The 26,336-nt window shown below is 69.3% G+C and carries 20 protein-coding genes and 1 riboswitch; of the genes, 8 read left to right on the forward strand and 12 right to left on the reverse strand.

Annotated features, from left to right (window positions below; all coding sequences use genetic code 11):
• Nucleotides 1–49 precede the first annotated feature (49 nt).
• Together OG555_RS09930 and OG555_RS09935 are read left to right on the forward strand one after the other, a co-directional pair.
• A complete protein-coding gene (locus tag OG555_RS09930; protein ID WP_329482522.1) occupies nt 50–2,974 on the forward strand; it encodes an ATP-binding protein in 2,925 nt (974 codons plus the stop codon).
• A gap of 175 nt (nt 2,975–3,149) precedes the next feature.
• Nucleotides 3,150–4,379 (forward strand): ROK family transcriptional regulator, encoded by a 1,230-nt coding sequence (locus OG555_RS09935; protein ID WP_329482523.1) that lies wholly within the window; start codon nt 3,150–3,152, stop codon nt 4,377–4,379.
• 5 nt (nt 4,380–4,384) lie between these two features.
• On the opposite strand, the gene OG555_RS09940 is transcribed toward OG555_RS09935, so the two are convergent.
• Nucleotides 4,385–5,161, reverse strand: coding sequence for an alpha/beta hydrolase (locus OG555_RS09940; RefSeq protein WP_329482524.1), 777 nt, complete (start codon nt 5,159–5,161; stop codon nt 4,385–4,387).
• A 238-nt stretch (nt 5,162–5,399) separates the two neighbouring features.
• On the opposite strand from OG555_RS09940, the gene lysX reads away from it, so the two are divergent.
• Both lysX and OG555_RS09950 read left to right on the forward strand, forming a co-directional pair.
• Nucleotides 5,400–8,684, forward strand: a complete 3,285-nt coding sequence (lysX, locus tag OG555_RS09945; RefSeq protein WP_442914524.1) for a bifunctional lysylphosphatidylglycerol synthetase/lysine--tRNA ligase LysX — start codon at nt 5,400–5,402, stop codon at nt 8,682–8,684.
• 75 nt (nt 8,685–8,759) lie between these two features.
• Nucleotides 8,760–9,689: a hypothetical protein gene (locus OG555_RS09950; RefSeq protein ID WP_329482526.1), complete on the forward strand. Its 930-nt coding sequence runs from the start codon at nt 8,760–8,762 to the stop codon at nt 9,687–9,689.
• A 51-nt stretch (nt 9,690–9,740) separates the two neighbouring features.
• Here the strand turns inward: OG555_RS09950 and OG555_RS09955 are convergent, their stop codons facing one another.
• From OG555_RS09955 to OG555_RS09970, 4 genes are all read right to left on the reverse strand, one after another.
• Complete coding sequence (locus OG555_RS09955) at nt 9,741–10,175, reverse strand: PIN domain-containing protein (RefSeq protein WP_329482527.1); 435 nt, start codon at nt 10,173–10,175, stop codon at nt 9,741–9,743.
• Nucleotides 10,172–10,402 (reverse strand): CopG family transcriptional regulator, encoded by a 231-nt coding sequence (locus OG555_RS09960; protein WP_329482528.1) that lies wholly within the window; start codon nt 10,400–10,402, stop codon nt 10,172–10,174. The genes OG555_RS09955 and OG555_RS09960 overlap by 4 nt, the downstream gene beginning before the upstream one ends.
• Nucleotides 10,403–10,435: 33 nt before the next feature.
• Nucleotides 10,436–11,071 (reverse strand): hypothetical protein, encoded by a 636-nt coding sequence (locus OG555_RS09965; protein ID WP_329482529.1) that lies wholly within the window; start codon nt 11,069–11,071, stop codon nt 10,436–10,438.
• Nucleotides 11,072–11,207: 136 nt separating this feature from the next.
• Entirely contained in the window at nt 11,208–12,044 is an 837-nt protein-coding gene (locus OG555_RS09970) for a helix-turn-helix transcriptional regulator (protein WP_329482530.1), read from the reverse strand.
• Between the two features lie 102 nt (nt 12,045–12,146).
• On the opposite strand from OG555_RS09970, the gene OG555_RS09975 reads away from it, so the two are divergent.
• A complete protein-coding gene (locus OG555_RS09975; protein WP_329482531.1) occupies nt 12,147–12,854 on the forward strand; it encodes an SDR family oxidoreductase in 708 nt (235 codons plus the stop codon).
• On the opposite strand, the gene OG555_RS09980 is transcribed toward OG555_RS09975, so the two are convergent.
• A complete protein-coding gene (locus OG555_RS09980) occupies nt 12,855–14,228 on the reverse strand; it encodes an L-serine ammonia-lyase (protein WP_329482532.1) in 1,374 nt (457 codons plus the stop codon).
• 79 nt (nt 14,229–14,307) lie between these two features.
• A riboswitch (glycine riboswitch) is annotated at nt 14,308–14,400 on the reverse strand.
• A gap of 199 nt (nt 14,401–14,599) precedes the next feature.
• On the opposite strand from OG555_RS09980, the gene OG555_RS09985 reads away from it, so the two are divergent.
• Entirely contained in the window at nt 14,600–16,087 is a 1,488-nt protein-coding gene (locus tag OG555_RS09985; RefSeq protein WP_329482533.1) for an alpha/beta hydrolase, read from the forward strand.
• Between the two features lie 57 nt (nt 16,088–16,144).
• Here OG555_RS09985 and OG555_RS09990 read toward each other — a convergent pair whose 3' ends face one another.
• The 3 genes from OG555_RS09990 to OG555_RS10000 all read right to left on the reverse strand — a co-directional run bounded on the left by OG555_RS09990 (nt 16,145) and on the right by OG555_RS10000 (nt 18,809).
• A complete protein-coding gene (locus OG555_RS09990) occupies nt 16,145–16,372 on the reverse strand; it encodes a hypothetical protein (protein WP_329482534.1) in 228 nt (75 codons plus the stop codon).
• Between the two features lie 192 nt (nt 16,373–16,564).
• On the reverse strand, nt 16,565–17,995 hold the full coding sequence (locus OG555_RS09995) for an aminopeptidase P family protein (protein WP_329482535.1): 1,431 nt from the start codon (nt 17,993–17,995) through the stop codon (nt 16,565–16,567).
• Between the two features lie 88 nt (nt 17,996–18,083).
• On the reverse strand, nt 18,084–18,809 hold the full coding sequence (locus tag OG555_RS10000) for a GntR family transcriptional regulator (protein WP_329482536.1): 726 nt from the start codon (nt 18,807–18,809) through the stop codon (nt 18,084–18,086).
• Between the two features lie 126 nt (nt 18,810–18,935).
• Here OG555_RS10000 and OG555_RS10005 point away from each other — a divergent pair, with 126 nt between their 5' ends.
• Nucleotides 18,936–22,529: a hydantoinase B/oxoprolinase family protein gene (locus OG555_RS10005; protein WP_329482537.1), complete on the forward strand. Its 3,594-nt coding sequence runs from the start codon at nt 18,936–18,938 to the stop codon at nt 22,527–22,529.
• A 68-nt stretch (nt 22,530–22,597) separates the two neighbouring features.
• Complete coding sequence (locus tag OG555_RS10010) at nt 22,598–22,942, forward strand: UBP-type zinc finger domain-containing protein (protein WP_329482538.1); 345 nt, start codon at nt 22,598–22,600, stop codon at nt 22,940–22,942.
• Nucleotides 22,943–23,006: 64 nt separating this feature from the next.
• Here the strand turns inward: OG555_RS10010 and OG555_RS10015 are convergent, their stop codons facing one another.
• The 3 genes from OG555_RS10015 to OG555_RS10025 are packed head-to-tail and all read right to left on the reverse strand — an operon-like array spanning nt 23,007 to nt 26,328.
• Entirely contained in the window at nt 23,007–24,008 is a 1,002-nt protein-coding gene (locus tag OG555_RS10015) for a proline racemase family protein (RefSeq protein ID WP_329482539.1), read from the reverse strand.
• Nucleotides 24,005–24,907, reverse strand: coding sequence for a dihydrodipicolinate synthase family protein (locus tag OG555_RS10020; protein WP_329482540.1), 903 nt, complete (start codon nt 24,905–24,907; stop codon nt 24,005–24,007). Before OG555_RS10020 ends, OG555_RS10015 begins: the two co-directional genes overlap by 4 nt.
• Nucleotides 24,904–26,328 (reverse strand): FAD-dependent oxidoreductase, encoded by a 1,425-nt coding sequence (locus OG555_RS10025; RefSeq protein ID WP_329484794.1) that lies wholly within the window; start codon nt 26,326–26,328, stop codon nt 24,904–24,906. Before OG555_RS10025 ends, OG555_RS10020 begins: the two co-directional genes overlap by 4 nt.
• Nucleotides 26,329–26,336 lie beyond the last annotated feature (8 nt).

The raw sequence follows: 26,336 nt of genomic DNA on the forward strand, positions 1-26,336 counted from the left end.
TTCGCCGATTCACTGCGGGGTCAGCGATACGTCGTTAGAGTTGGCAAGCATGCAGACCCGTTCGCCCAGAGTGGTCGGCAGGGACCGGGAGATCGATCATCTCGACCACCTGCTGGCCGCGGCCCGTGGGGGCCACGGGGGTGCGGTCTTCCTGGTCGGTGAGCCCGGCATCGGCAAGAGCCGGCTGGCCGGACTGGCCACCACCAAAGCACTGGATGACGCAATGGCGACCCTGCGTGGAAGGGTCGGGGCCATCGGCGCCATGGTTGCGTTCCGGCCGTTCACCGAGGCTTTACTGTCGCTCGTCCGCCGCGGCGAGATGCCCGCTACCGACGGGCTCGGCCCCTACCGTCAGGTGCTCAGCCGGCTGATCCCGGACTGGGACGACGGCACGGCGCACGACACCGCGACCTCGACCGTCGTCCTGGGCGAAGCTGTCCTGCGGCTACTCGCCCTGGTCGCGAAGGACCGCGGTTGCCTGCTGGTACTGGAGGATCTGCACGGCTCCGATCCTGAGACCTTGGCAGTGATCGAGTACCTGCTCGACAACCTGGAGGACCAGCCGATCGCACTGGTCGCGACTCTGCGCTCCGAGACCTGTGCGGCGCTCGAGCTGGCCAGACTGTCAGCACAACGCGGAACGGCAGCCCTGATCGAGCTGCCGCCGCTGGACCGGGCCGAGGTCGGTGAGTTGGCCGCCGGCTGTCTCGAGGTGCCCACGAGCGGCGTACCCGACACACTGGTCGACCGGCTGTGGCATGACAGCGCCGGAATCCCTTTCATCGTTGAGGAACTGCTGCAGGAGGCGAGCCGGACGGGGCAACTGCTGTCCAGGGCCGACGGGAGTGTGCAGGTCGTCGACGGTCTGCAGACCAACGTGCCCGCGGCCGTTGTCCGGAGCATCAGTAGCCGCACCGATCAGCTTGGGCCGCAGTCGCGCGACCTGCTCGTGCTGGCGGCGGTGATCGGTCATCGCTTTCCGCTGAGCGTCGTACGCAAAGCCACTGGGACCGACGAACGGTTGCTGTTGGCCACGCTGCGTGCCGGCCTGGCTGCGCAATTGGTCGGGCCGGACGAGCCGGTGCCGGACTGGTATGCGTTCCGGCATCCGCTGACGGCCGATGCGTTGCTGGCCGGGCTGACACCGACCGAGCGTTCCACTCTCGCGCGACGGTGTGCGGACGCGATCGAGGAGCTCCATCCCGGCTTGCCGGGTGAGTGGTGCCCGATGGTCGCGGAGCTCGCCGAAACCGGCGGCGACAAGGCCCGCGGCGGCCGGCTGTTCGCCACGGCCGGGAGGCGGTCCTTCGACGAAGGGTCGATGGCGTCGGCGGTGAAGCTTCTGGAGCGCTCGAATGCCTTGCTGGCCGGCGATCCGGACACCACCTGCCGCGCCGAGGTGCTGGGCTCGTTGCTGATCGCGTTGAGTGAGACCGGCCAGTTCGAGACCAGCGGGGACCACGCCGCGACGATCGAGGAGATGGCCGACCGCAACCTGGACAGCCGCAAGGTCGCTGCCCTGCACGTGCAGCTGGCCAACCTCGAACACATGGCCGGTCGCTGGTCGGCCGCACTGACCCAGGTCGCGACCGCGCGGTCGCTGCTCGGTATCGACGCCGCCGACGCCGACATCGCGCCGGTCGACGCGATCGCCGCCAACCTCGAACTGGCTCGATCGAGTCCCGGCCGGCTGAAGGCGGCCACCGAGCTGGCCACCCGCGCCGCGGCGGCGGCCGAACGCGCCAAGCTGCCCGCGGTGGCCTGCGACTCCCTGCAATTGCTGGGGATTCTGGCCCGTGAGCACGACCTCGATCAGTCGATCGACTACTTCCATCGGGCCCGGCAGGTCGCCGAAGAGCATGCGATGACGTTCCAGCGGGTCTGTTCGCACATCTTCCAGGCGGGGACGATCTGCCTCGCGAACGGGAGCATTCTCGAGCTGGAGCGGGCCCGGCAGCAGGCGCTGCGGATCGGCGCGATCCCGTTGGTCTACGAGGTGGACGGGATCCTCGGTCAGCAGGCGATCCTGCGATCCGAGTACGACAAGGCGGCCGCGATCATCGACGAGTGCCTGGCGGTCACCCGGCGACTCCGGATGGGCCGGTCGGCGACGTACTTCCTGTCCACCAAGGCGATTCTCGAAGCACACCGTGGCCGGCGGGCCGCGATGGAGGCGACACTCGCCGAGGTGGCCAACTGGGGTGGCGAGCGCGCGTCGTACGAGCTGCCGTACTCCTACGGCCTGGCTCGTGCGTTCTGCGCACTCCTGGAGGAGAACCGCGAACTGGCCGACTCCGACCTGGCGCAAGCCCTCGCGTACGACGCTCAGAACCCGACCACCTTCCACACCTCGGGCAAGAACGGGCTCGGCCTGCTACTCGGCGTACTGTCCGGCAGGAACAGCTGGGCGCACTTCGAGGCGGTCACTGCGACGGCCGCCAGTGGGATGCGGTGGAACAAGCAGTTCGTCCAACTGGCGCACGCCGTACTGCTCGGGCGGGACGGGCGGTATGACGCGGCGAACGCCAAGGTGATCGAGGCGCTCGAGACCGCGTCGATCTATCCGCTGGCGCGCTACCTCGGGCTGCGGATGGTGGCCGAGCCGGCGCACGCGGACGGGTGGGGCGAGCCGGTCGCGTGGTTGCGGCAAGCTGAGGACTACTTCCACAACGCGGAGATCCCGGCGGTGGCGAGTGCGTGCCGGAGTCTGTTGCGGCAGCTCGGAGCGACCGTCTCGCAGCGGCGGAGCGGGACCGAGCAGGTGCCCGCGCATCTGCGCCAGCTCGGCGTCACCACCCGCGAGTACGAGGTCTGTCAGCTTCTGGTCGACCGGATCGGGAACAAGTCGATCGCCTCCCGGCTGCACATCTCGCCCCGGACCGTGGAGAAGCATGTGGCCAGCCTGATGACCAAGACACAGCAACCGGATCGGGAGGCACTGAGCAGTTTCGCCCGGACGGTCCTCCAGGACTGACGGCGGCAGTGACTCTTTCGGCACCGGCGCGTGTGCTGGGACATCGGGCCCCAGGTGGGTGATAGTTGTCGACTCACGCATCGGCGTCCGCCAGCCGACGCGAAACACACGTCACGGTAATTTATGAACGCTCGCTTTCTATTAAGATAGGCGAGTGGCAAGCAAGGGGTCGGACATGAGCAAGGGAACGGTCGGCGGCGGCGGTACGACGATGCTGCGGCGGATCAACGTCGCCGCGGTCCTGGATGCGGTCCGCCGATCCGCGCCGGCACCACTCCGCGTCGCCGAACTGGTCGAACGGACCGGTCTGGCCAGACCGACCGTGGCCCAGGCCGTGGACGAGTTACTGGAGGCCGGCTGGCTGCAGCAGCACGGCCCGGATTCGGCCGACCGTTCACTCGGGCGGCCGGCGATCCGCGTCTCGCTCCGCGGCCGTGCGGCCCCGGTCCTCGGACTGGACGTCGGCCCGCACCGGGTGACCGTCGGGGTCTCCGACCTGGCCGGCCGCAAGCTCTCCCTGGTACGGCGCTCCGGACCCGGATGGACCGCGCAAGAGCTGCTCGGGGTCATCGGCGAGGTGATCAACGAGGCGCTCGCGGAGGCCGAGGTGCCGGCCGAGGACATCGCGGCCGTGGTCGCCGCCAGCCCTGGCATCGTCGACGAGCACACCGGCCGGGTCCAGCTGGTCCCGAGTGTGCCGGGCTGGTCCGCGATCGACCTGATCAAGCACGTCCGCGGTCTGCTCGACTGCCCGGTGATGCTCGACAACGACGCCAACCTGGCCGCACTGGCCATCGCGGCCGCTCGTGGCGGGACGGGCACACTGCTGGCCGTCCAGTGGGGTGAGCGGCTCGGTGCCGGCATCGTGATCGACGGCCGGCTGCACCGGGGTACTGGCGCGGCCGGTGAGATCGGCTTCATCGCCACCGCTCCGGACGACGTCATCAACCCCGAGGACAGCCGGGGTCCGCTGGAGCGTGCGGTCGGCTCGGAGGCGATCGCCGCACTCGGCCGCCAGGCCGCTCTGGACAACCCACAGTCCCGCCTCGCCGAGCTGGGCGGAGAGCAGCTCGACACGGCCGATGTGTTCGCGGCCGCGGCCGAGCGCGACCCGGTGGCTCAGGCGGTCGTGCAACGGGTCGCCCGGGACTTCGCCCGCGCTCTGGCCCCCGCCGTACTGGTGCTGGACCCGACCGCCGTGGTCATCGGTGGCGGTGTAGCTCGCGCCGGCGCCGTACTGCTCGACGCCATCTCGGACCAGCTGCGGCTGCTGACTCTCAACCACCCGAAGCTGGAGCTGTCCGCCCTGGCCGAGGACGCTGTGGTCACCGGTGCCATGCGGATGGCCCTTGACGAGGTCTGGCAACGCAAACTCCCCACCCCCGCCCTCACCAGCACAACCTGACCTCATCACTCATAGGCACTGCCGCGGCCGTTTCGATAGACGACTGCGGCGGCGATGGCGTCGGGGCGGTCGAGGTGCATGAGGTGGGCGGAGTCGGGTAGGACGTCGAGTGTGCCGCTGAGGGTGGTGGCGAGGCGGCGTTGGGCGGCGAGCCAGCGGGCGGCCGTGAAGCGCGAGGTGCCGCCAGTGGCGACCAGGAGCGTGGTGGGGGCGAGCGCGCCGACCGGACCGGCGACGAGCTTGGCGACCTCGGCGGCCAGTTCCCAGCTGCTCGCCAGTTCGTCCCAGAACAGCAGCCACGACGCCGCGGCGCCGTACCGGGCCCGGGCGGTTGCCTTCGACAACAGATCGTGGTTCGACCGGCTGCCGATCCGGACGAACAGCCGCCGCAGCCTGGGACCCAGCAACTGCGGTCCGCCGATCCGGCCGAGGAACCGCAGGAACGCCCGGGCCGCCCGATCACCGCGCGTCCCCGGGTAGAGCCCGCGCCACCCGATCTCCGAGGTGAGACTGGTGTCGACCAGGACGAGCCTGGTCACCTCGAGCGGCCGGGTCAGCGCCCAGCGCAGCGCCGCCAATCCGCCGATCGAGTGCCCGACCAGCCCGACCTCCGCCCCCGCCGGTAAGCTGGCCGCCGTCCGCAACTCGTCGACGTCGGACGTGATCGGCGTACGCCACGGATCGATGACCCGTACATCCTGCCCCGGCAACAGCTCGACGACCCGGCCGAACTCCTCAGGAGTCTCAGCCAGGCCGGGCAGCACGATCCAGATCACGGTCATCGTAGGAAAGCCTGCCTGAGACCTGGTAGCACTGTCGCCAACAATAAGCAGACGAGCAAGGTCCGAGACGGCAGGTCAACCAAAGGATTGACTGTGGCGTCAGCTATACCATCCAGGTAGACCCAGGGCGACCGAAGTCTCAGCGAACAAGTGGGATGATCGCTTGGTGCGGCCGGAACAGCAGGAAGTGATCCCCGCGTGGAAGCAGCGCGCCGCGGTCTGGGTGGGCCGCGTCGTCGTGTTCGCGGCGGTGTGGTCGTTCCTGGCGATCCCGCTGCACATTTTCGCCCCGGCGTACGTGAAACGCGTCGACATGGCGTTCGACTTCTTCGGCATCCCGGCCGGGCATACTTTCTTCTCGGCCGTCTACCTGGCCGTCGTCGGCAGCGCACTGCTGCGGGGCAAACGGGCGGCGCTGCTCTGGGTCCTGTGGGTCTTCCAGGTACTCTGGCTGGTCGCGCAGACCGCGGCCGTCGCGTTCACCAGCGTCCGGCTGGCCAACCCGAACGATGCCGAACTGCTCCGCGACTTCGGCCCCGCCAGTGTCCAGGACCTGGAATGGGGCATCGTCCAGGTGGTCGTGGTGGCCGCGATCATCGTGCTGCTGTGGAACATCCGCGCCGCGTTCCCGGCCCGGCTGGCACCCGGCACCCGGCGGCTCGCGATCGGCGCGCTGGTGCTCGGTCTGCTGATCTCGATCGCGGTGAGCATCACCCTGACCCAGATCTTCCCGCGGACGCTGACCGGTCAGCGGCAGAAGATCGGCTGGGCCGTCATCGCCGCGCTCGGTCAGTCCCGGAACAAGATGGGCGGGCATGAGGGGCACGGCTGGATCGGCCTGACGGTCGGCGCGATCTCGGCCGCCTCGCTGGTGATCGCGTTCTGGATCTTCCTCCGCTCGGTCCGCCGGGTCCGCTACCTCACCCAGGCCGAGGAACTCGAGGTCCGGCGGCTGCTCCTGCTGCACGGCGAGCGGGACTCCCTCGGGTACTTCGCCACCCGGCGCGACAAGGCGGTCATCTTCGCCCCCGGCAACGACGCCGCGATCGCCTACCGGGTGGTCAACGGGGTCAGCCTGGCCAGCGGCGATCCCCTGGGTGATCCGGCCGCCTGGCCCGCCGCGATCCAGCGCTGGCTCGCCGAGGCGCGCACGTACGGCTGGTCCCCCGCTGTCCTGTCGGCGGGCGAGGAGGCCGCCCACGCGTACGTCGATGCCGGCCTGCGGGCGCTGGCGATGGGCGACGAGGCGATCATCGACGTCGCCGACTTCACGCTGGAAGGCCGGACGATGCGGCCGGTCCGGCAGGCGGTCACCCGGGTCCAGCGGGCCGGCTACCACGCCGAGGTGGTTCGGCACGGCGACGTGTCACCTGAGGCAATGTCGGAGTACGTCCATCTCGCTGAGAAGTGGCGGGGAGCGCGGACCGAGCGCGGGTTCTCGATGGCGCTCGGGCGGCTGGGCGATCCGGCCGACGCGCGATGCGTGATGGTGATCGCGCGCGACGCGGACGGCGCCGTCCGCGGACTGCTGTCGTTCGCGCCGTGGGGTGTCCGGGGTGTCTCGCTCGATGTGATGCGGCGGGATCCGGAGTCCGCGAACGGTTTGATGGAGTTCATGGTGACGTCGCTGGTGGACGCCTGCGGCGATCTCGGGCTGCACCGGATCTCGCTGAACTTCGCCATGTTCCGGGAGATCTTCAGCGATGCCGAGCGGGTCGGCGCCGGGCCGGTGCTGCGGCTGACCAGCGCGCTGCTGACGGCGGCGTCGCGGTTCTGGCAGCTGGAGAGCCTCTACCAGTCGAACGAGAAGTACCTGCCGCGCTGGTCGCAGCGGCTGATCTGTTACTCGCGCGGTGCATCGCTCGCCCAGGTGCTGCTGGCGGCCGGGACCGCGGAGGGCTTCCTGCCCGCACCCCGGCCCTGGACGCGCGTCGACAATGTCCAGACCGCCGAACGGCACGCGATCATGGCGTCGGACGGTGGCCGGTTCGCGAACGCCGTACGGCAGCAGGAAGAGGAGTTGCTGCGGCCGGCGCTGCCCGATCGCAAGCTCACCGAGCAGGAGCTGATCCGCCGGACCAAGCTGGTCGAACTCATTGCCGCTGGCATCGATCCGTACCCGGTGAACGTGCCGCGGACGGAGACGCTGGAGCGGATCCGCGAGCTGCACGACAACCTGCCGCCAGATCACCACACCGGCCAGACGGTGTCCGTGACCGGCCGGGTGATGCGGATGCGGAACCACGGCGGCCTGGCGTTCGCCCAACTGCAGGACGGTCTGGCCCAGCTGCAGGTGATGCTGACGGCCGAGGCGTGCGGCGAGGTGCCGCTGGACCAGTGGCGGCGCCTGGTCGACATCGGCGACCATGTCAGTGTCACCGGCGAGGTGGTGACGAGCCGCCGCGGCGAGCTCTCGATCGCGGCGACGGCCTGGCTGATGGCGGCCAAGTGCCTGCATCCCTTGCCGGACAAGCGGAAGGGATTCACCGATCCGGAGGCGCGGGTCCGGCAGCGGCACATCGACCTGGTGATGAACCCGGACTCCCTGCAGATGATGCGGCACCGCAGCGCGGCGGTTCGGGCCCTGCGCAACGGTTTCGAGTCGCGCGGCTTCATCGAGGTGGAGACGCCGATGCTGCAGGCGGTGCACGGCGGGGCGAACGCGCGACCGTTCGTCACCCACATCAACGCCTACGACACCGAACTGTTTCTGCGGATCGCGCCCGAGCTGTTCCTGAAGCGGCTCAGCGTCGGCGGGATGGGCAAGATCTTCGAGCTGAACCGGAACTTCCGCAACGAGGGCGCCGACGCGACCCACAACCCGGAGTTCACCTCGGTCGAGGCCTACCAGCCGTACGCCGACTACCACGTGATGCGCGAGCTCACCCGCGAACTGCTGATCGAGACCGCGACCGCGGTGTTCGGCAAGCCGATCATCCGCCGGCCGGACGGCGAGATCGACATCTCCGGTGAGTGGCCGGTCATCACCGTGCACGACGCGGTCAGCCGGGCCGCCGGGGTGACGATCGACGCCGGCACCTCGGCCGAGCGACTCCGGGAGCTCTGCGCGGAGCACGGCGTCCACACGACGTTCGAGATGTCCGCCGGTGAGCTCGTCCTGGAGTTGTACGACGAACTCGTCGAGCCGGCCACCACGCTGCCGACGTTCTACACCGACTTCCCACTCGAGACGTCGCCGCTGACCCGGACCCACCGATCCGAACCACGCCTGGCCGAACGCTGGGATCTGGTCGCATTCGGGGCCGAGATCGGTACGGCGTACTCCGAACTGGTCGACCCGGTCGAGCAACGCCGCCGCCTCACCGAGCAGTCGCTGAAAGCCGCCGCCGGCGACCCCGAGGCCATGTCCCTCGACGAGGACTTCCTCCACGCGCTGGAGTACGCGATGCCTCCCAGCGGCGGCCTGGGGATCGGCGTGGACCGCGTTCTGATGATGCTGACGGGCCAGAACATCCGGGCGACCCTCGCGTTCCCCTTCGTGCGGCCGGCTCCGCGGGACTGACGCCACTCGCTTCCGAGGCAGGTGTGCGCATACCCTATGCGGCACAGGGTTTTGGGGCGACCTGGGGGGAAGTACATGAAGCGCTGTGCTGCGCTCTGCGCAGGGGTGGGGATGCTGGCCGTGCTCGCCGGCTGTAGCGGCACGCCGGAGGAGACTCCGGTCGCGTCGTCACCATCGACGATCGGTACGACGTCCGCACCGGCGCCGGCCGCGTCAGTACCACCGGCCGGTCCGCTCGGGTCGGCGGCGTACCAGGCGGAGCTGACCAAGCTCGAGCAGAGCCTGGCCGGTCCGTTGCGCACGCTGACCCGGGTGCGGACTGCCGAGGGGCTGACCGAGGCGATGACCACGCTCGCCGACTCGCTCGACGCGGCATCGTCACAGCTGGCCGACCTCACGGTGACCAGACGGCTGACCGCCGTACACGAGGTGCTGCAGGACAGTCTCGGGTCGGCGGCCGAGACCCTGTCGAACTCCGACCGGACGGAGGCGAACGCGCGCTGCGGTGGTGTCGCCTACACCTCGCAGAAAGTGCAGCGGCAGTTGCGGGCGGACCTGAGCGGCGCGACCGTGCCGTTGGACCGGCTGGGGCTGAAGTTCGGCGGCACGCTGCCCGATCCCGGACCGGAACCCAAGCCCGTGCGCCCGTCGAACGGTGCCATCGTGATCCGCAGCGGCCCGACCGGCACCGGCCGGCTGAAGATCACGAACGGTACGGCGAACGACGTCGCGGTCTCGATCGTCACCGACGGGAAGCCGCCGGCCAAGCCGCACGTGATGATGTACATCCAGGCGGGCAAGGCCGCCACGATCAGCCGGATCGGCGGCGCGTACCACATCTACTTCAAGAGCGGCGCGGACTGGAGTCCCACCCGTCGCCAGTTCGGCGAGGACTGCTCGTTCCAGAAGTTCGAACAGGCCTTCGGCCGGAACGAGAGCTGGCAGGTGAACCTGGAGCCCACCCTCGGCGGCAACGCGAAGACAACCGAGGTGGAAGCCTACTGAGCCTCTCTGTGCCATCGGCGGGCCGCCACGATCCTCCGGACCGCCTGAGGATCACAGGTCGTCGGGCAGCAGGCGGAATGCCTTGTGCGGGGTGAGCGGGCGCAAGGCCCGGAAGTCCCGCCGATCGAGCGTGAGGACGGCGTCCGTGCGGTAGTCGGCAGCCAAGGCGACACTGACGGCGTCGGCCAGGTCGAGATCCAGATCGGCATACCGGCTCATGACAGCAAGAGCGGTCGCGAGTGTCTCGGCGCCGATATCCGGCACCTGAAAACGCATCCGCCGCATCTGCGTCAGCAAGAGGTCCAGGATCGTGGATCGCGCCTCCGCTCCCAGCCGAGCCCTGGCCAGGTGGTCCACCTCGGCGAGCACCAGCGGCGAGAGGATGACGGTCCCGGCCTCCTGCAGAAGCTTCCTGCAATCAGTGCCCTCGGGCGCGTTGCGGTCGAACGCCGCGATGATGCCCGAGGTGTCGGCGACGAGAATCACCGGCCGGTACGACGCTCGACTTCGGCGCGGATCTCGTCCTTGGTCACCGGTTCACCCGTGCCCTCGAAGGTCGGCCAGTCGAGCGGTTCATCCCAGACCCGGGTCGCCATCGCTGCCAGGTGGATGCCCTCACGGATGATCTCCGCCTCCGGAATCCCCCGTCGACGGGCGGCATCCTTGATCAGCGCCAGATCCTCAGGATCGGCGTAGACGTTTGTGCGCTTCATCGACATGTACCAACCCTAACACACGTACATGAGCTACAAGCCGAGCTTGTTGAGGAGGGCGCCGAGGAGGCCGCCTAGGGACGGTGAGTCCGGCGGGTCTGGGTTTTCGGGGGTTGTCGGCGGGGTGCTCGGGGTGGTGCTGGTCGGGGGTGGGGCCGTCGGATTACTGGTGGTCGGCTGCGTGGTGGGCTGGGTGACGGGCGGATCGGCGGGGCGCGTGGCTGGCGTCTTGGTGGCGGCCGGGATGGTCGGCTCGAAGCGGTCGACGATCTGCGTGGTCGGCCGGCCCGGGGCCGGCGTCGGGTACGGGGTGTTCTCGCCGGGGACGCGGGTGGTGGTCGCACCGATTCCAGGAGTCGTTGCTGTCGGCAACGGCGTGGGCGGGGTGGTGCCGGGTGAGGTCGGCGTGGCTGTCGTACCACGCGGGATCGCCGGGACGTTCTGGCTGGGCTGACCGGGTTCGAGGCCGGCGACCGGGTTCGCCGGGTCGGGGCCACCACCCGGGAGCGGGAGGAACGAGGCCCCGATCCGCGGGCCGCCGGCCAGCGCCGTGAGGAAGAGGACGACGTACAGCAGCAGCAGTACGCCGGCGCCGGCGGCGACCTGTCGAAGTCGCTGCGGGTTCTGCCAGGGCGGGCGGCCGGGTGCCGTGGCAGGGAACGGTCTCACGGTTCCGCAGAGTAGCGGTTGAACCAGCGCTTCAAACAGACCGTGGAAGAAATTCCACACTAGATCGCAACCTTTTGGCAGCTGGATAACCAGTACGTACTCGTAGCATCTCTGTCCGTTATCAGGACTAGTGCGTTCAGAATTCAGCTAGGGTTTGCAGGCCGATGACCGACAGCAGGCGCAGCTTCTCGGCGGCCTCGCTGTTCGGCGCGGCCGTGTAGACGACGATGCGCAGGTCACTGCCCGGCACGGTGAGGACGTCGCAGTCGATGACGAGGGTGCCGAGGCCGGGATGGCGGATGGTCTTCTGCTCGGTCTGATGGAAACCGACGACGGGCTGATCCCAGAGCTGGGCGAACTCGTCGTACCCGGCGCGCAGTTCGTCGATCAGCGCTCTGAGTTCCGGGTCGTGCGGATAGCGGGCCAGGGAGGCGCGCAGGTCCGTCACCATCGCGATCTGGAAGCTTCGGCGCTGCTCGGGTGTCTGGAGCACGCGTTCGCCCGGCGCCGCGTAGTGCCGCCAGATGATGTTGCGCCAGCGGCCCTGCCACTCCGACGGGTCCCCGATCAGGGCCGCGAAGAGCGGATTCCAGGTGATCAGTCCCCAGGCCGCGTCGCACACGCAGAGCGGCGCACCCTCCAGCTGATCGACCATCCGGTGCACCCCCGGCGGGATGTACGCCGAGATCCGGCCGGGGGACGGTTCCACCTGCCCCGCGAGTACGAACAAATGGTTGCGCTCGGCATCGGACAGCCGGAGCGCCCGGGACAGCGCGGTCAGCACCTGCACTGACGGCGAGTCCGAGCGGCCTTGCTCGAGCCGGACGATGTAGTCCACCGACAGTCCGGCGAGCTGCGCCAACTCCTCGCGACGCAGCCCTGGTGCCCGCCGCCGTTCGCCCGCCGGCAGCCCGGCCTCGTCCGGGGTCACTCGATCGCGCCATGCGTGCAGTGTCCGGCCGAGCTCACCCATACGCCCAGTATTCCGCGCACACCCCGAACCAGCCTGGTACTGCCATTCCCTAGGACATCGCGGGCACTACCTGGCCGACCGACGCAGCGCGAGGGTGGAGTCATGACCACGACACTCATCACCGGGGGCAACAAGGGCCTCGGTTTCGAAACCGCCCGTCGGCTCGTCGCGCTGGGTCACACTATGTATCTCGGCGCCCGGGATCCCGAGCGCGGCAAGCAGGCCGCGACCGACCTCGGCGCGCACTACCTCCCCTTGGATGTCACCAGCGACGGCTCCGTCGCAGCCGCGGCCCGGCAACTCGAGTCCGAGGCCGGCCGGCTCGACGTACTCATCAACAACGCCGGCATCCCCGGTCCGCGGCACACCGCGCGGGAGCTGACGGCGGACGACCTGCGGATCACGTACGACGTCAACGTGTTCGGCCCGGTCCGGATGCTGCACCACTTCCTGCCGCTGCTCGACCGCAGCGACAACCCGGTTGTCGTGAACGTGTCCAGCGGACTCGGCTCGATCGCCACCGCCGTCGATCCGGAGGTCTGGCCTCCCGCCGTACCGGTCTGGGTATACGCGGCGGGTTACGGATCGTCCAAGGCGGCCCTCAACATGCTCACGGTCCAGTACGCGCAGCAACTACCAGAGCTCCGGATCAACACCGTCGACCCTGGGTTCACCGCGACCGACTTCAACAATCACCGGGGCGTGCAGAGCGTCGAGAAGGGCGCGGAGATCATCGTCCGCCTGGCCACGATCGGTCCGAACGGCCCGACCGGCCAGTACCTCAGCCTGGACGGCAACGTGCCCTGGTGATCAGCACTCGATCACGTTGACGGCGAGGCCGCCGCGGGACGTCTCCTTGTACTTGATCTTCATGTCGGCGCCGGTCTCGCGCATCGTCTTGATCACCTTGTCGAGGGTGACGACGTGGACGCCGTCGCCGTGCATCGCCATCCGGGCCGCGTTGATCGCCTTCACCGACGCCATCGCGTTCCGCTCGATACAGGGGATCTGCACCAGCCCGCCGACCGGGTCGCAGGTCAGGCCGAGGTTGTGTTCCATGGCGATCTCGGCCGCGTTCTCGACCTGCCCCGGCGTACCGCCGAGGACCTCGCACAACCCGGCCGCCGCCATCGAGCAGGCCGAGCCGACCTCGCCCTGGCAACCGACCTCGGCGCCGGAGATCGACGCGTTCTCCTTGTACAGCACGCCGATCGCACCAGCCGTCAGCAGGAATCTGACCGCACCGTCGTCGGTCGCCCCCGGCACGAACCGCCGGTAGTAGTGCAGTACGGCGGGAATGATGCCGGCGGCACCGTTCGTCGGCGCGGTGACGATCCGGCCGCCGGACGCGTTCTGCTCGTTCACCGCGAGGGCGAACAGGTTGACCCAGTCCATCACCTTCAGCGGATCCACCGACCAGGGATCAGCGCTCAGTCGACGGTGCAGCGAGTGTGCCCGGCGCGGCACCTTCAGGCCGCCGGGCAGAATGCCCTCGGTCTCACAACCTTCGCGGACACAGTCCTGCATCACCTGCCAGATGTGCAGCAGCCCGGCCCGGATCTCCTCCTCGGTCCGCCAGGCGAGCTCGTTCGCGAGCATCACCTCGCTCATCGACAGCTGGGACTCGCGACAACGGTCGAGCAACTCGGCACCGGTGGTGAACGGGTACTTCAGCGGGGTCGTGTCCAGCACGATCCGGTCGCCGGCCGCCGCGTTCTCGTCGACCACGAATCCGCCGCCGACCGAGTAGTACGTGCGTTCCCGCAGTACGGCGCCGTCCGCCGAGCGGGCCACGAAACTCATCCCGTTCGGGTGGTAGGGCAGCGCCTTGCGCCGGTGCATGATCAGGTCGGTGTTCTCGTCGAACGCGATCTCGTGCGTACCGGCCAGCACTACTCGGCCGCGCTCGCGGATCGTCTCGACCCGGGCGTCGACGGAATGGGTGACGACGGTCTCGGGGTCCTCGCCCTCGAGTCCGAGCAGGACCGCCTTGTTGCTGCCGTGGCCGTGCCCGGTCGCACCGAGCGAACCGAAGAGTTGTGCTTCGACCCTCGCCGTCGCGGCCAGCAGGCCGGCGTCGGCCAGGCCGAGTGCGAAGGTGCGGGCGGCGCGCATCGGCCCCACCGTGTGGGAGCTCGACGGGCCGATCCCGATGCTGAACAGATCGAAGACGCTGATCGCCATCGTGTGGAGGTTCCTTCCGGTCGCCGTTGACCGTTTGGTGTCCTCCCCGCTCTGTCAGGCTGATGCCTTCCAGAGGTGCCTCGCCCGCGCGGTGAAGGTGCCTGAGAGATTCTTGGGGAGAGTTGCTCCTACGGCGCCCGGGTCACGCCCGGGTCTCTCCCGCACGGGTTCATGCGGCTGTTGAATTGACTGACGGTCTGGACGGTACGGCGCTCCCACCGGCAACGTCAATCCGGCCGATCCGCACCATCAGCGACCGACCCCAACGAGTCCCCCAAGGGCCGGCCGGGGTCTGGCGAGGGCTTGTCCCGGATGTGGTGAGGCAAGCGGTTGCTGAGGATCGAGGGAGTCCCCAGACAGGAGATTCGCTGATGAAGTCCCGACGAGTTCTCAGGACCACCGCGTGGGGTGTGGTCCTGGGATTCGCTGCGGCCGGCCTTACCGCGCTGCCGGCGCCGGCCGCCGTACCCAGGCAAGTGACCGTGCAGTGGTCCGACTGCAAGCCCGAGGGCAAGGATGATCCGGAGGAGGTGGAGGGATCGCAGTGCGCGACCCTGCAGGTGCCGGTCGACTGGCACGATCCCGACGGCCCCACCTTCGGCCTCGCGATCGCCCGTCGTACGGCGAAGTCGCCGGCCGACCGCGTCGGCGTGCTGATGTGGGGCCCGGGTGGTCCCGGTGACTCGGGCGTCGACCGGGTCAAGACCGGGATGTCCCGGTTCAGTCAGAACCTGCAGGACCAGTTCGACATCGTGAGCTTCGACCCGCGGGGTGTCGCCCGCAGCAACCCGGTGAAGTGCACGGCCGCACTGCTGGTCAAGCAGCCGTCACCGATCATCAAAAGTGCGGCCGAGTTCCGCGCGACCATTCGCTACAACCAGCAACTCGCGACCGACTGCCGCGACCACACCGGGCAGGTGTACGACCACCTCGACACCTGGCAGACGGTCCACGACGTCGACGCGATCCGCCGGGCGATCGGCGAGTCGACGATCTCCTTCCACGGCAGCTCGTACGGAACGGTGCTCGGCGGCCAGTACGCCGAGACGTACCCGGGCCGGGTGCGCGCGATGGTGCTCGAGAGCGTGAGCGACCACAGCGCCGCATCGGCGAAGGAATTCCTCGACGCCCAGGCGACCGCGGCCCAGGACTCGTTCTCCGAGTTCGTGAAATGGTGCGACGCGGCAACAACCTGCGCATTGCACGGTCGCGATATCCACACCTTGTGGGCGGACCTGCTCGCCCGGGCCGACCACGGCGAGGTGCCGGATCCGCAGCACCCGACCGTCGCGATCACACCGTTCAACCTGAGCTTCTTCGTGTTCCGCAAGCTCTACGACCCGGAGTGGGTCGCGCTCGCCGATACGTTGCAGCAACTCGACGCGAGTACGCCGCCGACCGGGCAGGCACCGGTCCCGCCCGGACTCGCGTCGTACCCGCTGGCGGTGTTCTGCCAGGACTGGAACCTCGGCGTCCGCGACTACCGGGAGTACGCCGGCCATCTCGACCGGCTGGCCAGGAACAACCCCGACATGCGCTACCCCGGTCAGCTGATGGCGGTGTCGATCTGCCTCGGGCAGCCGCCGGCCGCCAACCCGCAGCACCGGCTGAAGGTCCACGGCCTGAGGACTCCGGTCCTGCTCGCGAACGCGATCCACGACCCGGCCACCGGGTACGACTGGGCCCGGAGCCTCGAACGTCAGCTCGGCAGGTACGGCGTACTGCTCACCTACGAGGGCTGGGGGCACGGCAGCTACAACTCGAGCCCCTGCATGCAGACGACGATCGACGCGTATCTGGTCTCGCGTCAGGTGCCGGAACGCGGCACCAGTTGCCCCGCCGTACCACCGGTGGGCTGAGAGAGATCCGGGGCCGGCGCCTCCCAACCAGCACCGGCCCCGGTGTCCGTGTGGTCCTCAGACCGGGACGCCGGCCACGTCGAAAACGCGGTCGAGATGGTCGCCGCGGACCAGGCGGCCCGCCAGCAGACGGAGTTCGGCGCAGGCGCTCTCGAGTGCCTGCATCTGCGATCGGCAGTGGTCGACGTACCAGAACGGGTCGTCGGGCTGCGGATCGTCGGCATCGTCGATGTCGGCGTACCAGTGCTGATCTCCGTAGTGGACTACTCGCACTCGCAGATTCATGATGACTACTCCCCGTGCCCAGGGATCCTGGGTCCCCCCTGGCCCCAGTCGGGGCCGGCTCGGCTGGGCGCGTGGTACGCGGCCCCCCACTGCCACGCGCCCTGCCGAGTTCGACCCTCCCCCGCTCGATACATCGTCGGCGGCGGGGCGAATGTTACTGCTTGTGACGATTAATTTTGCGTAGACGGCCTGTCACCGAGCGTTGAGCTGCGACTGGGTCCATTGCTCCAGTCCGTCGGTGGTGATCGGCAGGTCCTGGGTGAGGATCTCGAGCCGGTCGGCATGCACGACGACGTTGTCCTCGATCCGGATGCCGATCCCGCGCAGCTCCGGCGGCACGGTCTCGTCGTTCGGGTGGAAGTACAGCCCCGGCTCGACGGCGAGCGCCATCCCGGCCTCGATGTCGCCGGCGAAGTACGCCTCCGGCCGGGACGCGTCGCAGTCGTGCACGTCGAGGCCGATGTAGTGCCCGGTCCCGCAGACGATGTACCGCCGGTGCTGCTGTCCGTCCGGGCCGAGCAGCTCGTCCATCGACACGTCGAGCAGACCCCAGTCCCGCAGGCCCTCGGCCAGCACCCGCAGCGCCTCGTACTGGAAGGCCCGGTACGGCGCTCCCACCTTGACGGCCTCGAGGGACGCCAACTGCGCCTTGTGCACGAGGTCGTGCACCTGCCGCTGGGCCGCGGTGTACTCACCGGTGGCCGGGAAGGTCCGGGTCACGTCGGCGGTGTAGAGCGTGCGGGTCTCGACCCCGGCGTCCAGCAGGATCACGTCGCCCTCGTTCACCGGGCCGTCGTTGCGGACCCAGTGCAGCACCGGAGCGTGGTGGCCGGCAGCAACGATCGAGGCGTACCCGACGCCGTTGCCCGCGGTCCGCGCACGCCGGTCGAAGGTGCCCTGCAGCCACCGCTCGCCGCCACCCCGGATGGCCTCGGGCAGCTCCCGGGCCACATCGCCGAACGCGAGCACGCTGGCCGTGACCGCCTCGCGCAGCTGGTCCAGCTCCCAGTCGTCCTTGATCCGGCGCAGCTCGGCCAGCGTCTGGCGCAGCGAGTTGCCGTCCGTCGGAGAGGTCCGGACCAGCGCGTCCAGCATCGGCTCGACACCGGGCGTCGACAGCATGAACGGCACCGCGCCGCGCACGGCCGCCGGCAGTTCCTCGATCGGACGGCAGGCGATCTGCAGCGCGTCCGACCAGTCCTTCAGCCCCGGCACCGGGCCGATCCACAGCTCGCCGTCCCGCGCGTTGGCGAAGAAGTCCGCCTCGTCCGGACCGGCGGTCTCCCGCAGGTACAGCGTCGCCTCACCGTCCGCCGACAGCACCAGTACGGCGCCCTCCGCCTGGCAACCGGTCAGCCAGACGAAGTCGCTGTCGGCGCGGAACTGGTAGTCGGTGTCGTTCGAGCGCACCGGCGCCCGGCCGGCCGCGAGCGCGATCCGCCGGCCCGGCAGCGCGGCGGAGAGCTTCCGCCGGTGCGCGGCCGCGGCCTCGGCCAGCCCCTCCGGCACCGTCACCGACCGGTCCACCGGGCCCCAGCCCCGCGAGACGAAGTCCCGGAATCCGTTGGCGTCGATCGGGCGGTAGGACTTCGGGGTCGGATCGGTCCGGTCGTCTTCGGTCATGAGCTGAGCTCCCCTTTGCAGCTGACGGTCAGAGTTCATCAACTCAGGTCCGCGCGGGGGCGCGCAAGCCCTTATCGAATCTCGTGGTTCAACAGGCCCGGAACGCCTCCAGCAGACCGTGCTCGGAGTCGAGCAGGTACTGATGCAGGTCGGCCGCCGCCTCGTCGTACTTACGCGCCTCGAGCAGCTCGAACAGCTCACGGTTTCGCGTGATGTACGGCCGGTGCAGCTCACGCGGCGTCGCGATCACTTGGAAGACAAGCCGCAACTCGGCCAGCAGCCGCCTGGTCATCGCATCCATCCGGGTGCTGTCGGCCAGACCGATCAGGTGCTCGTGGAACCGCATGTTCGCCGTACCGACGGCCGGCCAGCGATCCGCGAGCGCGGCCGCCTCGGCGGCCTCGACATCGTCCTGCAACGGCTCGAGCCGGCTCGCCGGCAGCTCCGGCTCGCGCTCGGCCAGACCCCGCACGACGTCGACCTCGAGCACCCGGCGGAGCCGGTACAGGTCGACCACGTCCCGCTCGTCGAGCTCCGGGACGAACACGCCGCGATGCAGCTTGTAGACCAGCAGCCCCTCGTGGGTGAGCAGCCGGAAGGCTTCGCGCAACGTATTGCGGCTGACCTCCAGCACCGCGGTCAGCTCGATCTCGGACAGTTGGGCGCCCGGGGGCAGTGCACCTTCGGTGATGCTGCGGCGCAGGATGTCTGCGGCCCGCTCGGCCGAACTGCTGCGGTCCAGCCGCGCGACATCAGCGGCAACCGACCGCAACCACGCCTGCCGGGGTGTGTCGTCGGCCTCACCCGTGCTCATCTCCGCATCATCCCGCAATCCGGCCGATCAGTGAAAGTTTGGTGGAACAACCCTCTTGCAGGATTGTTGAACAATCCATAGAGTCGGTCCCACCACCACGACGGCTGTCCGGAAAGGCGGTAGCGCATGGCGCGGAAGTGGGAGTTCTGGATCGACCGTGGCGGCACCTTCACCGACCTCGTCGCCCGGCGCCCGGATGGAACCCTGGTGACGCACAAGCTCCTGTCCGAAAACCCGGAGCGCTACCGGGACGCCGCCGTCGAGGGCATCCGCCGGCTGCTCGCCGTGCCGGCCGGCGAACGGGTCCCCGCCGAGCGCATCGAGGTCGTCAAGATGGGCACGACGGTGGCCACCAACGCGCTGCTCGAGCGCGACGGCGAGCCGACCGTCCTCGTCATCACCCGGGGTTTCCGCGACGCGCTGCGGATCGCCTATCAGAACCGCCCCCGCATCTTCGCCCGCGAGATCGTGCTGCCGGAGCTCGTCTACTCGGCCGTGATCGAGGCGAACGAACGGGTGGCCGCCGACGGCAAGGTCCTCGTCCCGCTCGACGAACAGGCCGTCGCCGAGGACCTGCGGCGTGCGTACGACGACGGCCTGCGATCGGTTGCCGTGGTGTCGCTGCACGGCTACCGCTATCCGCGGCATGAGGCGGTGATCGGCGAGATCGCCCGCCGGGTCGGCTTCACCCAGATCTCGCTGTCGCACGAGTGCAGCCCGCTGATGAAGGTGGTCTCGAGGGGCGACACGACCGTGGTCGATGCGTACCTCTCCCCGATCCTGCGCCGGTACGTCGATCAGGTGGCATCCGAGCTGGCCGGTGTGCGGCTGATGTTCATGCAGTCGAACGGCGGGCTCACCGAAGCGCACGCGTTCCGTGGCAAGGACGCGATCCTGTCCGGGCCCGCGGGCGGTGTGGTCGGGATGGCGCGGACCACGACGACTGCCGGGTTCGACCGGGTGATCGGCTTCGACATGGGCGGCACGTCGACCGACGTGTCGCACTACGCAGGCGAGTTCGAACGCGAGCTGGAAACGCTTGTCGCCGGGGTGCGGATGCGCGCGCCGATGATGAGCATCCACACCGTGGCGGCGGGCGGCGGCTCGATCCTGATCTTCGACGGGAGCCGCTACCGCGTCGGTCCAGGATCGGCGGGCGCGGATCCGGGCCCCGCGTCGTACCGCAGGGGAGGTCCGCTCACGGTCACGGATGCGAACGTGATGCTCGGCCGGGTGCAGCCGGGCTTCTTCCCGGCCGTGTTCGGCGAGAACGGCGACCAGCGGCTCGACTCAGACGTCGTACGGCGGAAGTTCGCGGAGCTCGCCACCGTGATCGGGGACGGGCGGGCTCCGGAGGAGGTCGCAGCCGGCTTCGCCGACATCGCCGTCGCGAACATGGCGAACGCGATCAAGAAGATCTCGGTGCAACGCGGGTACGACGTCACCCAGTACGTCCTGGCGACGTTCGGCGGAGCAGGCGGCCAGCACGCCTGCGCGGTCGCTGACGCGCTGGGAATGACACAGGTGCTCATTCACCCGCTCGCGGGCGTGCTCTCGGCGTACGGCATGGGTGTCGCCGACGTCGCCGCCCTGCGCGAGCGGGCGGTCGAGACGACACTGAGCGGTGCCGTACTCCCTGAGCTCGCGCGGGTCCTCGACGAACTCACCAGCGACGCCGGTCGCGAACTCGAGGGCGAAGGCATCCCGGCCGAGCGGATCACCGCGATCCGTCGCGCGCTGCTGCGCTACGACGGCACCGACACCGCCGTCGCCGTGTCTGTCGGCGAGGTGGACGAGATGGTGGCGGAGTTCGAGGCCACCTACCGGCGACGGTTCTCCTTCCTGATGGCGGACCGGCCGATCGTCGTGGAGGCCGTGTCGCTCGAGCTGCTCGGCGCCGCCGGAACCGGCGACGACAACTGGATCCGCCCGGAGCGACAGGGTGGCGAGTTGCGCGCCGTGGCCCGGGTACCGATGTTCTCAGCCGGCGCGTGGGTCGACGTCGACCTCTATCAGCGCGACGACATCGTCCCCGGCGACCGGGTGGACGGACCGGCGGTCATCGCCGAGGCCAACGCGACCACGGTGGTCGAAGCCGGCTGGCGGGCCGGCGTCAACGATCTCGGCCACCTGCTGCTCAACCGGGTGGCGGCACGACCGGTTCGGCAGGGGATCGGGACCGAGGTCGACCCGGTGATGCTGGAGATCTTCAACAACCTGTTCATGTCGATCGCCGAGCAGATGGGGGTGCGGCTGCAGAGCACCTCACAGTCGGTGAACATCAAGGAGCGGCTGGACTTCTCCTGCGCGCTGTTCGACGCCGAGGGCAACCTGATCGCGAACGCACCACACATCCCGGTCCACCTCGGCTCGATGGGCGAGAGCATCAAGATGGTGATCGCCGCGAACGCCGGCCGGATGGCGCCGGGCGACACGTACGTGCTCAACAACCCCTACCGGGGCGGCACCCACCTGCCCGACATCACCGTGGTGACCCCGGTCTTCGATCGGGCCGGCAAGGACATCTTGTTCTACGTCGCGTCCCGCGGCCACCATGCGGAGATCGGTGGCATCACGCCCGGTTCGATGCCGGCGAACAGCACCCGGATCGAGGAGGAAGGGGTGCTGATCGACAACTGGCTGCTGGTCTCGGGCGGCGCGTTGCGAGAGCGCGAAACCGTCGAACTGCTGCGCACCGCGGCGTACCCGTCGCGCAACCCCGCGACGAACATCGCCGACCTGCGGGCCCAGGTCGCGGCCAACGAGAAGGGGGTCGAGGAGCTGCGGGCGATGGTCGACCACTTCGGCCTTGACGTCGTATCGGCGTACATGGAACACGTGCGCCGCAACGCGGCCGAGGCAGTGCAGCGGATCATCCCGTCGCTCCACGACGGCAGCTACAGCTATGAGCTCGACTCGGGTGCGCGGATCGAGGTGGCGGTCCGGGTGGATGCCTCCGCGCGGACGGCGGAGATCGACTTCACCGGAACCTCCGCACAACAGCACGGCAACGGCAACGCGCCGTCCTCGGTGGTGATGGCCGCGGTTCTCTACGTCTTCCGCACCCTGGTGGACGACGAGATCCCACTGAACTCGGGCTGCCTGGAACCGCTGCGGGTGATCATCCCATCGGGAACGATGCTGTCACCGGAGTATCCTGCGGCGGTTGCCGCTGGCAACGTCGAGATCTCGCAGGCCGTCACCGGCGCCCTCTACGCCGCCCTCGGCGTGCAGGCCGAGGGCTCCGGGACGATGAACAACGTGACGTTCGGCAACGACCGTCACCAGTACTACGAGACCGTCGGCAGCGGAGCCGGCGCGGGCGAAGGCTTCGCGGGGGCCGACGTCGTCCAGACCCACATGACGAACTCACGGCTGACAGATCCGGAAGTGCTGGAGTGGCGTTACCCCGTCCAGCTGGAGAGCTTCGAGATCCGCGACGGCAGCGGTGGTGCAGGCCGCTGGCGCGGCGGCAACGGTGGCCGCCGCCGGATACGGTTCCTGGAGCCGATGACCGTGAGCACACTGGCCAGTCACCGCCGCGTGCCGCCGTACGGCATGGCCGGTGGCCTGCCCGGCGGCCTCGGCGGCCAGTGGATCGAGCACCCGGACGGCTCCGTCACACAGATGGCCGGCAATGATTCGCTCTCCGTGGCCGCCGGCGACGTACTCGTGCTCGAGACCCCTGGCGGTGGCGGCTACGGCGAACCTGCCGGCTGACCGGTCAATCGGGCGCGCGGCGGGGGTCCTGCTTGTCCGGGAGGCTGGGGCGCGCAAGGATGGCCGCTATGACGGATATTCCGGGGATCGACGCGACGGTCCCACCGAGCGGGACCGGCTGTGCGGACTGTCTGCAGGTCGACGGCTGGTGGTTCCACCTCCGCCGTTGTGCCCAGTGCGGCCACATCGGCTGCTGTGACTCGTCCCCGGCCCAGCACGCCTCCGCCCACGCGGCCTCGAGCGGTCACCCGATCGTCCGCAGCTTCGAGCCGGGCGAGGACTGGTTCTGGCACTACGGCGAGTCCCAGTACTACGACGGCCCCAAGCTCGCTCCGCCGGAGTCCCACCCGGAGGACCAGCCGGTCCCCGGCGGCAACGTCCCCGACGACTGGCGCACCAAACTCCACAGCTGACTGCCCGGGCACGCGGGCCGCACGAGGTGGACTCTCCTCGCGCGGTCGGCGAGCCGGCCGGCGGCTAGAGGACGAAGCCGGCTGGGAACGGGTCGTCGGGGTCGAGTAGGTAGTTGGCGGTGCCGGTGATCCAGGCTCGGCCGGTGACGGTGGGTACAACGGCCGGGCGGTTGCCGAGCGTGGTCTCCTCGATGAGGCGGCCGGTGAAGCGGGTGCCGATGAACGACTCGTTCACGAAGTCGGTGTCCAGCGCGAGCTCGCCGCGGGCATGCAGTTGCGCCATCCGCGCCGACGTACCGGTGCCACACGGCGACCGATCGAACCAGCCTGGGTGGATCGCCATCGCGTTCCGCGAGTCCGCGCCGTCGAGACCCGGTGCGGTGAACTGCACGTGCTTGCACCCGTTGATCCCCGGATCGACCGGATGCACCGGCCGATCGGTCGCGTTGATCGCGTCCATGATGTCCAGCCCGGCCTTCAGGATCCGGTCCTTCTCGGCGCGGTCGAACGGGATCCCCAGCTGCTCCAACGGCAGGATCGCGTAGAAGTTGCCGCCGTACGCGAGGTCGTAGGTCACCTTCCCCAGCCCCGGCACGTCCACGGCCGCATCCAGGGCGTGGCTGTACGACGGGACGTTGCGCAAGGTCACGTGTTCCGCCCGACCGTTGCTCACGGCAACGTCAACGACGACCAGGCCGGCCGGGGTGTCGAGACGGACCTTGGTGATCGGCTCGGTCACCTCGACCATGCCCGACTCGACCAGGACCGTGGCGACGCCGATCGTGCCGTGGCCGCACATCGGCAGGCAGCCGGAGACCTCGATGTACAGCACACCCCAGTCCGCGTCGGACCGGGTCGGCGGCTGCAGGATCGCGCCGCTCATGGCCGAGTGACCCCGCGGCTCGTTCATCAGGAACAACCGCAGGTCGTCCAGGTGCTTGACGAAGTACTCGCGCCGCTCGGCCATCGTCGTCCCCGGGACGACGCCGACGCCGCCGGTCACGACGCGCGTCGGCATCCCCTCGGTGTGCGAATCGATCGCGGTGATCGTCCGGACAGACCTCATCCGAGGGACTCCACGGCTTTCTTCATGTCCTGCTCCAGCTGTGCGACGTGCTCGGGGACCAGCGGCCCACGCGGCGGGCGGCACGGACCGCCGTACCGGCCGACGTAGTCCATGCCGTACTTGATCGCCTGGACGAACTCGGTTCGCGAGTCCCACCGGAACGCGGCGACCAGCGGCTCGTACAACGCCCGGGCCTCGTCCAGCTTGCCTTGTACGGCGAGGTCGAACAAGCGGACCGATTCCTTCGGGAACACGTTCGGGAACCCGGCGAACCAGCCGGTCGCGCCCATCAGCAGCGCCTCGAGGGTCAGGTCGTCGGCACCGGCGATGACGGCCAGGTCCGGCGCCTGCTCGCGGATCTCCAGGATCCGGCGGACGTCGCCGGAGAACTCCTTGACCGCGACGATGTTGTCGATCTGCGCGATCTCGGCCAGCAGGTCCGGCGTCAGGTCGACCTTCGTGTCGTGCGGGTTGTTGTAGACCATCACCGGCAGGCCGGCCTTCGCGACCTCGGTGAAGTGGTGGAGCACCTCGCCGCGGTTCGCCCGGTACATGGTCGGCGGCAGGCACAGGACGCCGTCCGCGCCGTCCTCGGCCGCATTCTCCGCCCAGGCCCGCGCCTGGTGCGCGCCGACGCCGTGTACGCCGACGACCACGACGCCATCGTCACCGACGGCCTCGATCGCGGTCCGCGCGACGGCCCGGCGTTCGTCGTCGGTGAGTGACGAGTACTCACCGAGTGAGCCGTTCGGCCCGACACCGCGGCAGCCGTTGTCGACCAGCCAGCGGCAGTGCTCGGCGAACTTGTCCAGATCCGGGCGCAACCCCGCCGGCGCCGACGCATCCTCGGCGTACGGCAGTGCGGTGGCGACGATCACGCCGTCCAACTTCTCGCTCACAGCTCCTCCTGAGCCTCAGCCAAATCCCGCAACCTGACAGGCACGGCGATCGGTCGTTTCATGCTTGGTTTCGGTACGTCGCCTGGTCCGGCGACCAACTCGGCGACAGTGCGCGAACACACCCGCCCCTGACACAGCCCGAGCCCCGCGCGAGTACTGAGCTTCAGCCCCCGCCCATCCCCCACACCTCGCTCGCTAACCGCGGCTTCAATCTCCCCCCGCGTAACTTCCTCACACCGGCAAACCACCGTCTCCGCCTGACTCCACCCCCGCCACCCCTCCCGCACCGGATAAGCCTTCCCCAAAGCCACCGCAAACCGCAGCCCCTTAACCACAGCCTTCCGCGCTTCCTCAACCACCGCCGGGCTTGCAGCCGCGGCGGGATGCGGCCGGCTCTCTGCGCTTCGGGCGTGGTGGGCGGCAGCGGTGCCGGCTACGTGGCCTTCTGCTGTGGAGAGGTCGGCGCCGCCTAGGCCGGTTAGTTCGCCGGCGGCGTAGATGCCGGGGGTGGTGGTTTGCTGGTTGGGGTCGACGGTTACGGCTGGGCCGCCGTCGGGGCCGGTGGTGAGGTCGCAGTGGGCGGAGACTGCTAGTTCTAGTTGGGCGGTGAAGCCGAAGCCCAGACAGACAGCGTCTACTTCGACGCGGCGTTCGGTGCCTGGGATGGGGTGCCAGTTGTCGTCGAGGCGGGCGATGGTGACGGCCTCGACGTAGTCGGTGCCGTGAGCGGCGATGACGGTCCAGCCGTGGCGGAGCGGGATTCGGTGGCGGGCCAGCAGGGCGCCGTACCCAAGGCCTTCACGAAGCTTGCTAGAGGCAACTAGTGGTTCCGTGGCCCAGCCCTGGCGGACTGTCTTCAGGGAGTTGGCCTCGAGTAGTCCGACGACGTGGGCGCCGACGCCGACGAGGGATTCCGCGACCGGGAGGAGGAACGGGCCGGTGCCTGCGACGATCACGCGTTTCCCGACCGAGATGCGTTGTCCCTTCGCGAGCGCCTGTGCGGCACCTGCGCTGTAGACCCCCGGTAGATCCCAACCAGGGAAGGGAAGCACGCGGTCATAGGCTCCGGTCGCAAGCACGACGGACTTGGCGTCGACGGCGAAGACCTCCCGGCCCACGGCATCCGCCGGCCCGCGCTGCACCCACAGGCGGAGTCCTTCGATGGCCCACACCGAACTCTCCGCCAGGTGAGTGATCCGTGGGTGTGTACCCACGCGATCCCGCCGCTCCGCGAACCCCTTCCACCCGTGCTGCAACTTCCCTGGGCGCCGGGCGTTGAACTCCACCGGCAGCTGCCTGTTGAACTGCCCACCCACAGCCCGCCCGCTGTCGATCAGCACCACGTCGACACCAGCATCCGCAGCAGCCAGAGCCGCCGCGATCCCCGCAGGACCAGCCCCAACCACCAGAACATCAGCCACCTTCGGCG

This window comes from Kribbella sp. NBC_01484, from assembly GCF_036227145.1.
Lineage (GTDB): Bacteria > Actinomycetota > Actinomycetes > Propionibacteriales > Kribbellaceae > Kribbella.

What these genes read in the sequence shown, in the direction of transcription:
- OG555_RS09930 (WP_329482522.1), top strand. Translation starts at nt 50, where the DNA reads ATGCAGACCCGTTCGCCCAGAGTGGTCGGCAGGGACCGGGAGATCGAT.
- OG555_RS09935 (WP_329482523.1), top strand. Translation starts at nt 3,150, where the DNA reads ATGAGCAAGGGAACGGTCGGCGGCGGCGGTACGACGATGCTGCGGCGG.
- OG555_RS09940 (WP_329482524.1), bottom strand. Translation starts at nt 5,161, where the DNA reads ATGACCGTGATCTGGATCGTGCTGCCCGGCCTGGCTGAGACTCCTGAG.
- OG555_RS09950 (WP_329482526.1), top strand. Translation starts at nt 8,760, where the DNA reads ATGAAGCGCTGTGCTGCGCTCTGCGCAGGGGTGGGGATGCTGGCCGTG.
- OG555_RS09960 (WP_329482528.1), bottom strand. Translation starts at nt 10,402, where the DNA reads ATGAAGCGCACAAACGTCTACGCCGATCCTGAGGATCTGGCGCTGATC.
- OG555_RS09970 (WP_329482530.1), bottom strand. Translation starts at nt 12,044, where the DNA reads ATGGGTGAGCTCGGCCGGACACTGCACGCATGGCGCGATCGAGTGACC.
- OG555_RS09975 (WP_329482531.1), top strand. Translation starts at nt 12,147, where the DNA reads ATGACCACGACACTCATCACCGGGGGCAACAAGGGCCTCGGTTTCGAA.
- OG555_RS09980 (WP_329482532.1), bottom strand. Translation starts at nt 14,228, where the DNA reads ATGGCGATCAGCGTCTTCGATCTGTTCAGCATCGGGATCGGCCCGTCG.
- OG555_RS09985 (WP_329482533.1), top strand. Translation starts at nt 14,600, where the DNA reads ATGAAGTCCCGACGAGTTCTCAGGACCACCGCGTGGGGTGTGGTCCTG.
- OG555_RS09990 (WP_329482534.1), bottom strand. Translation starts at nt 16,372, where the DNA reads ATGAATCTGCGAGTGCGAGTAGTCCACTACGGAGATCAGCACTGGTAC.
- OG555_RS09995 (WP_329482535.1), bottom strand. Translation starts at nt 17,995, where the DNA reads ATGACCGAAGACGACCGGACCGATCCGACCCCGAAGTCCTACCGCCCG.
- OG555_RS10000 (WP_329482536.1), bottom strand. Translation starts at nt 18,809, where the DNA reads ATGAGCACGGGTGAGGCCGACGACACACCCCGGCAGGCGTGGTTGCGG.
- OG555_RS10005 (WP_329482537.1), top strand. Translation starts at nt 18,936, where the DNA reads ATGGCGCGGAAGTGGGAGTTCTGGATCGACCGTGGCGGCACCTTCACC.
- OG555_RS10010 (WP_329482538.1), top strand. Translation starts at nt 22,598, where the DNA reads ATGACGGATATTCCGGGGATCGACGCGACGGTCCCACCGAGCGGGACC.
- OG555_RS10015 (WP_329482539.1), bottom strand. Translation starts at nt 24,008, where the DNA reads ATGAGGTCTGTCCGGACGATCACCGCGATCGATTCGCACACCGAGGGG.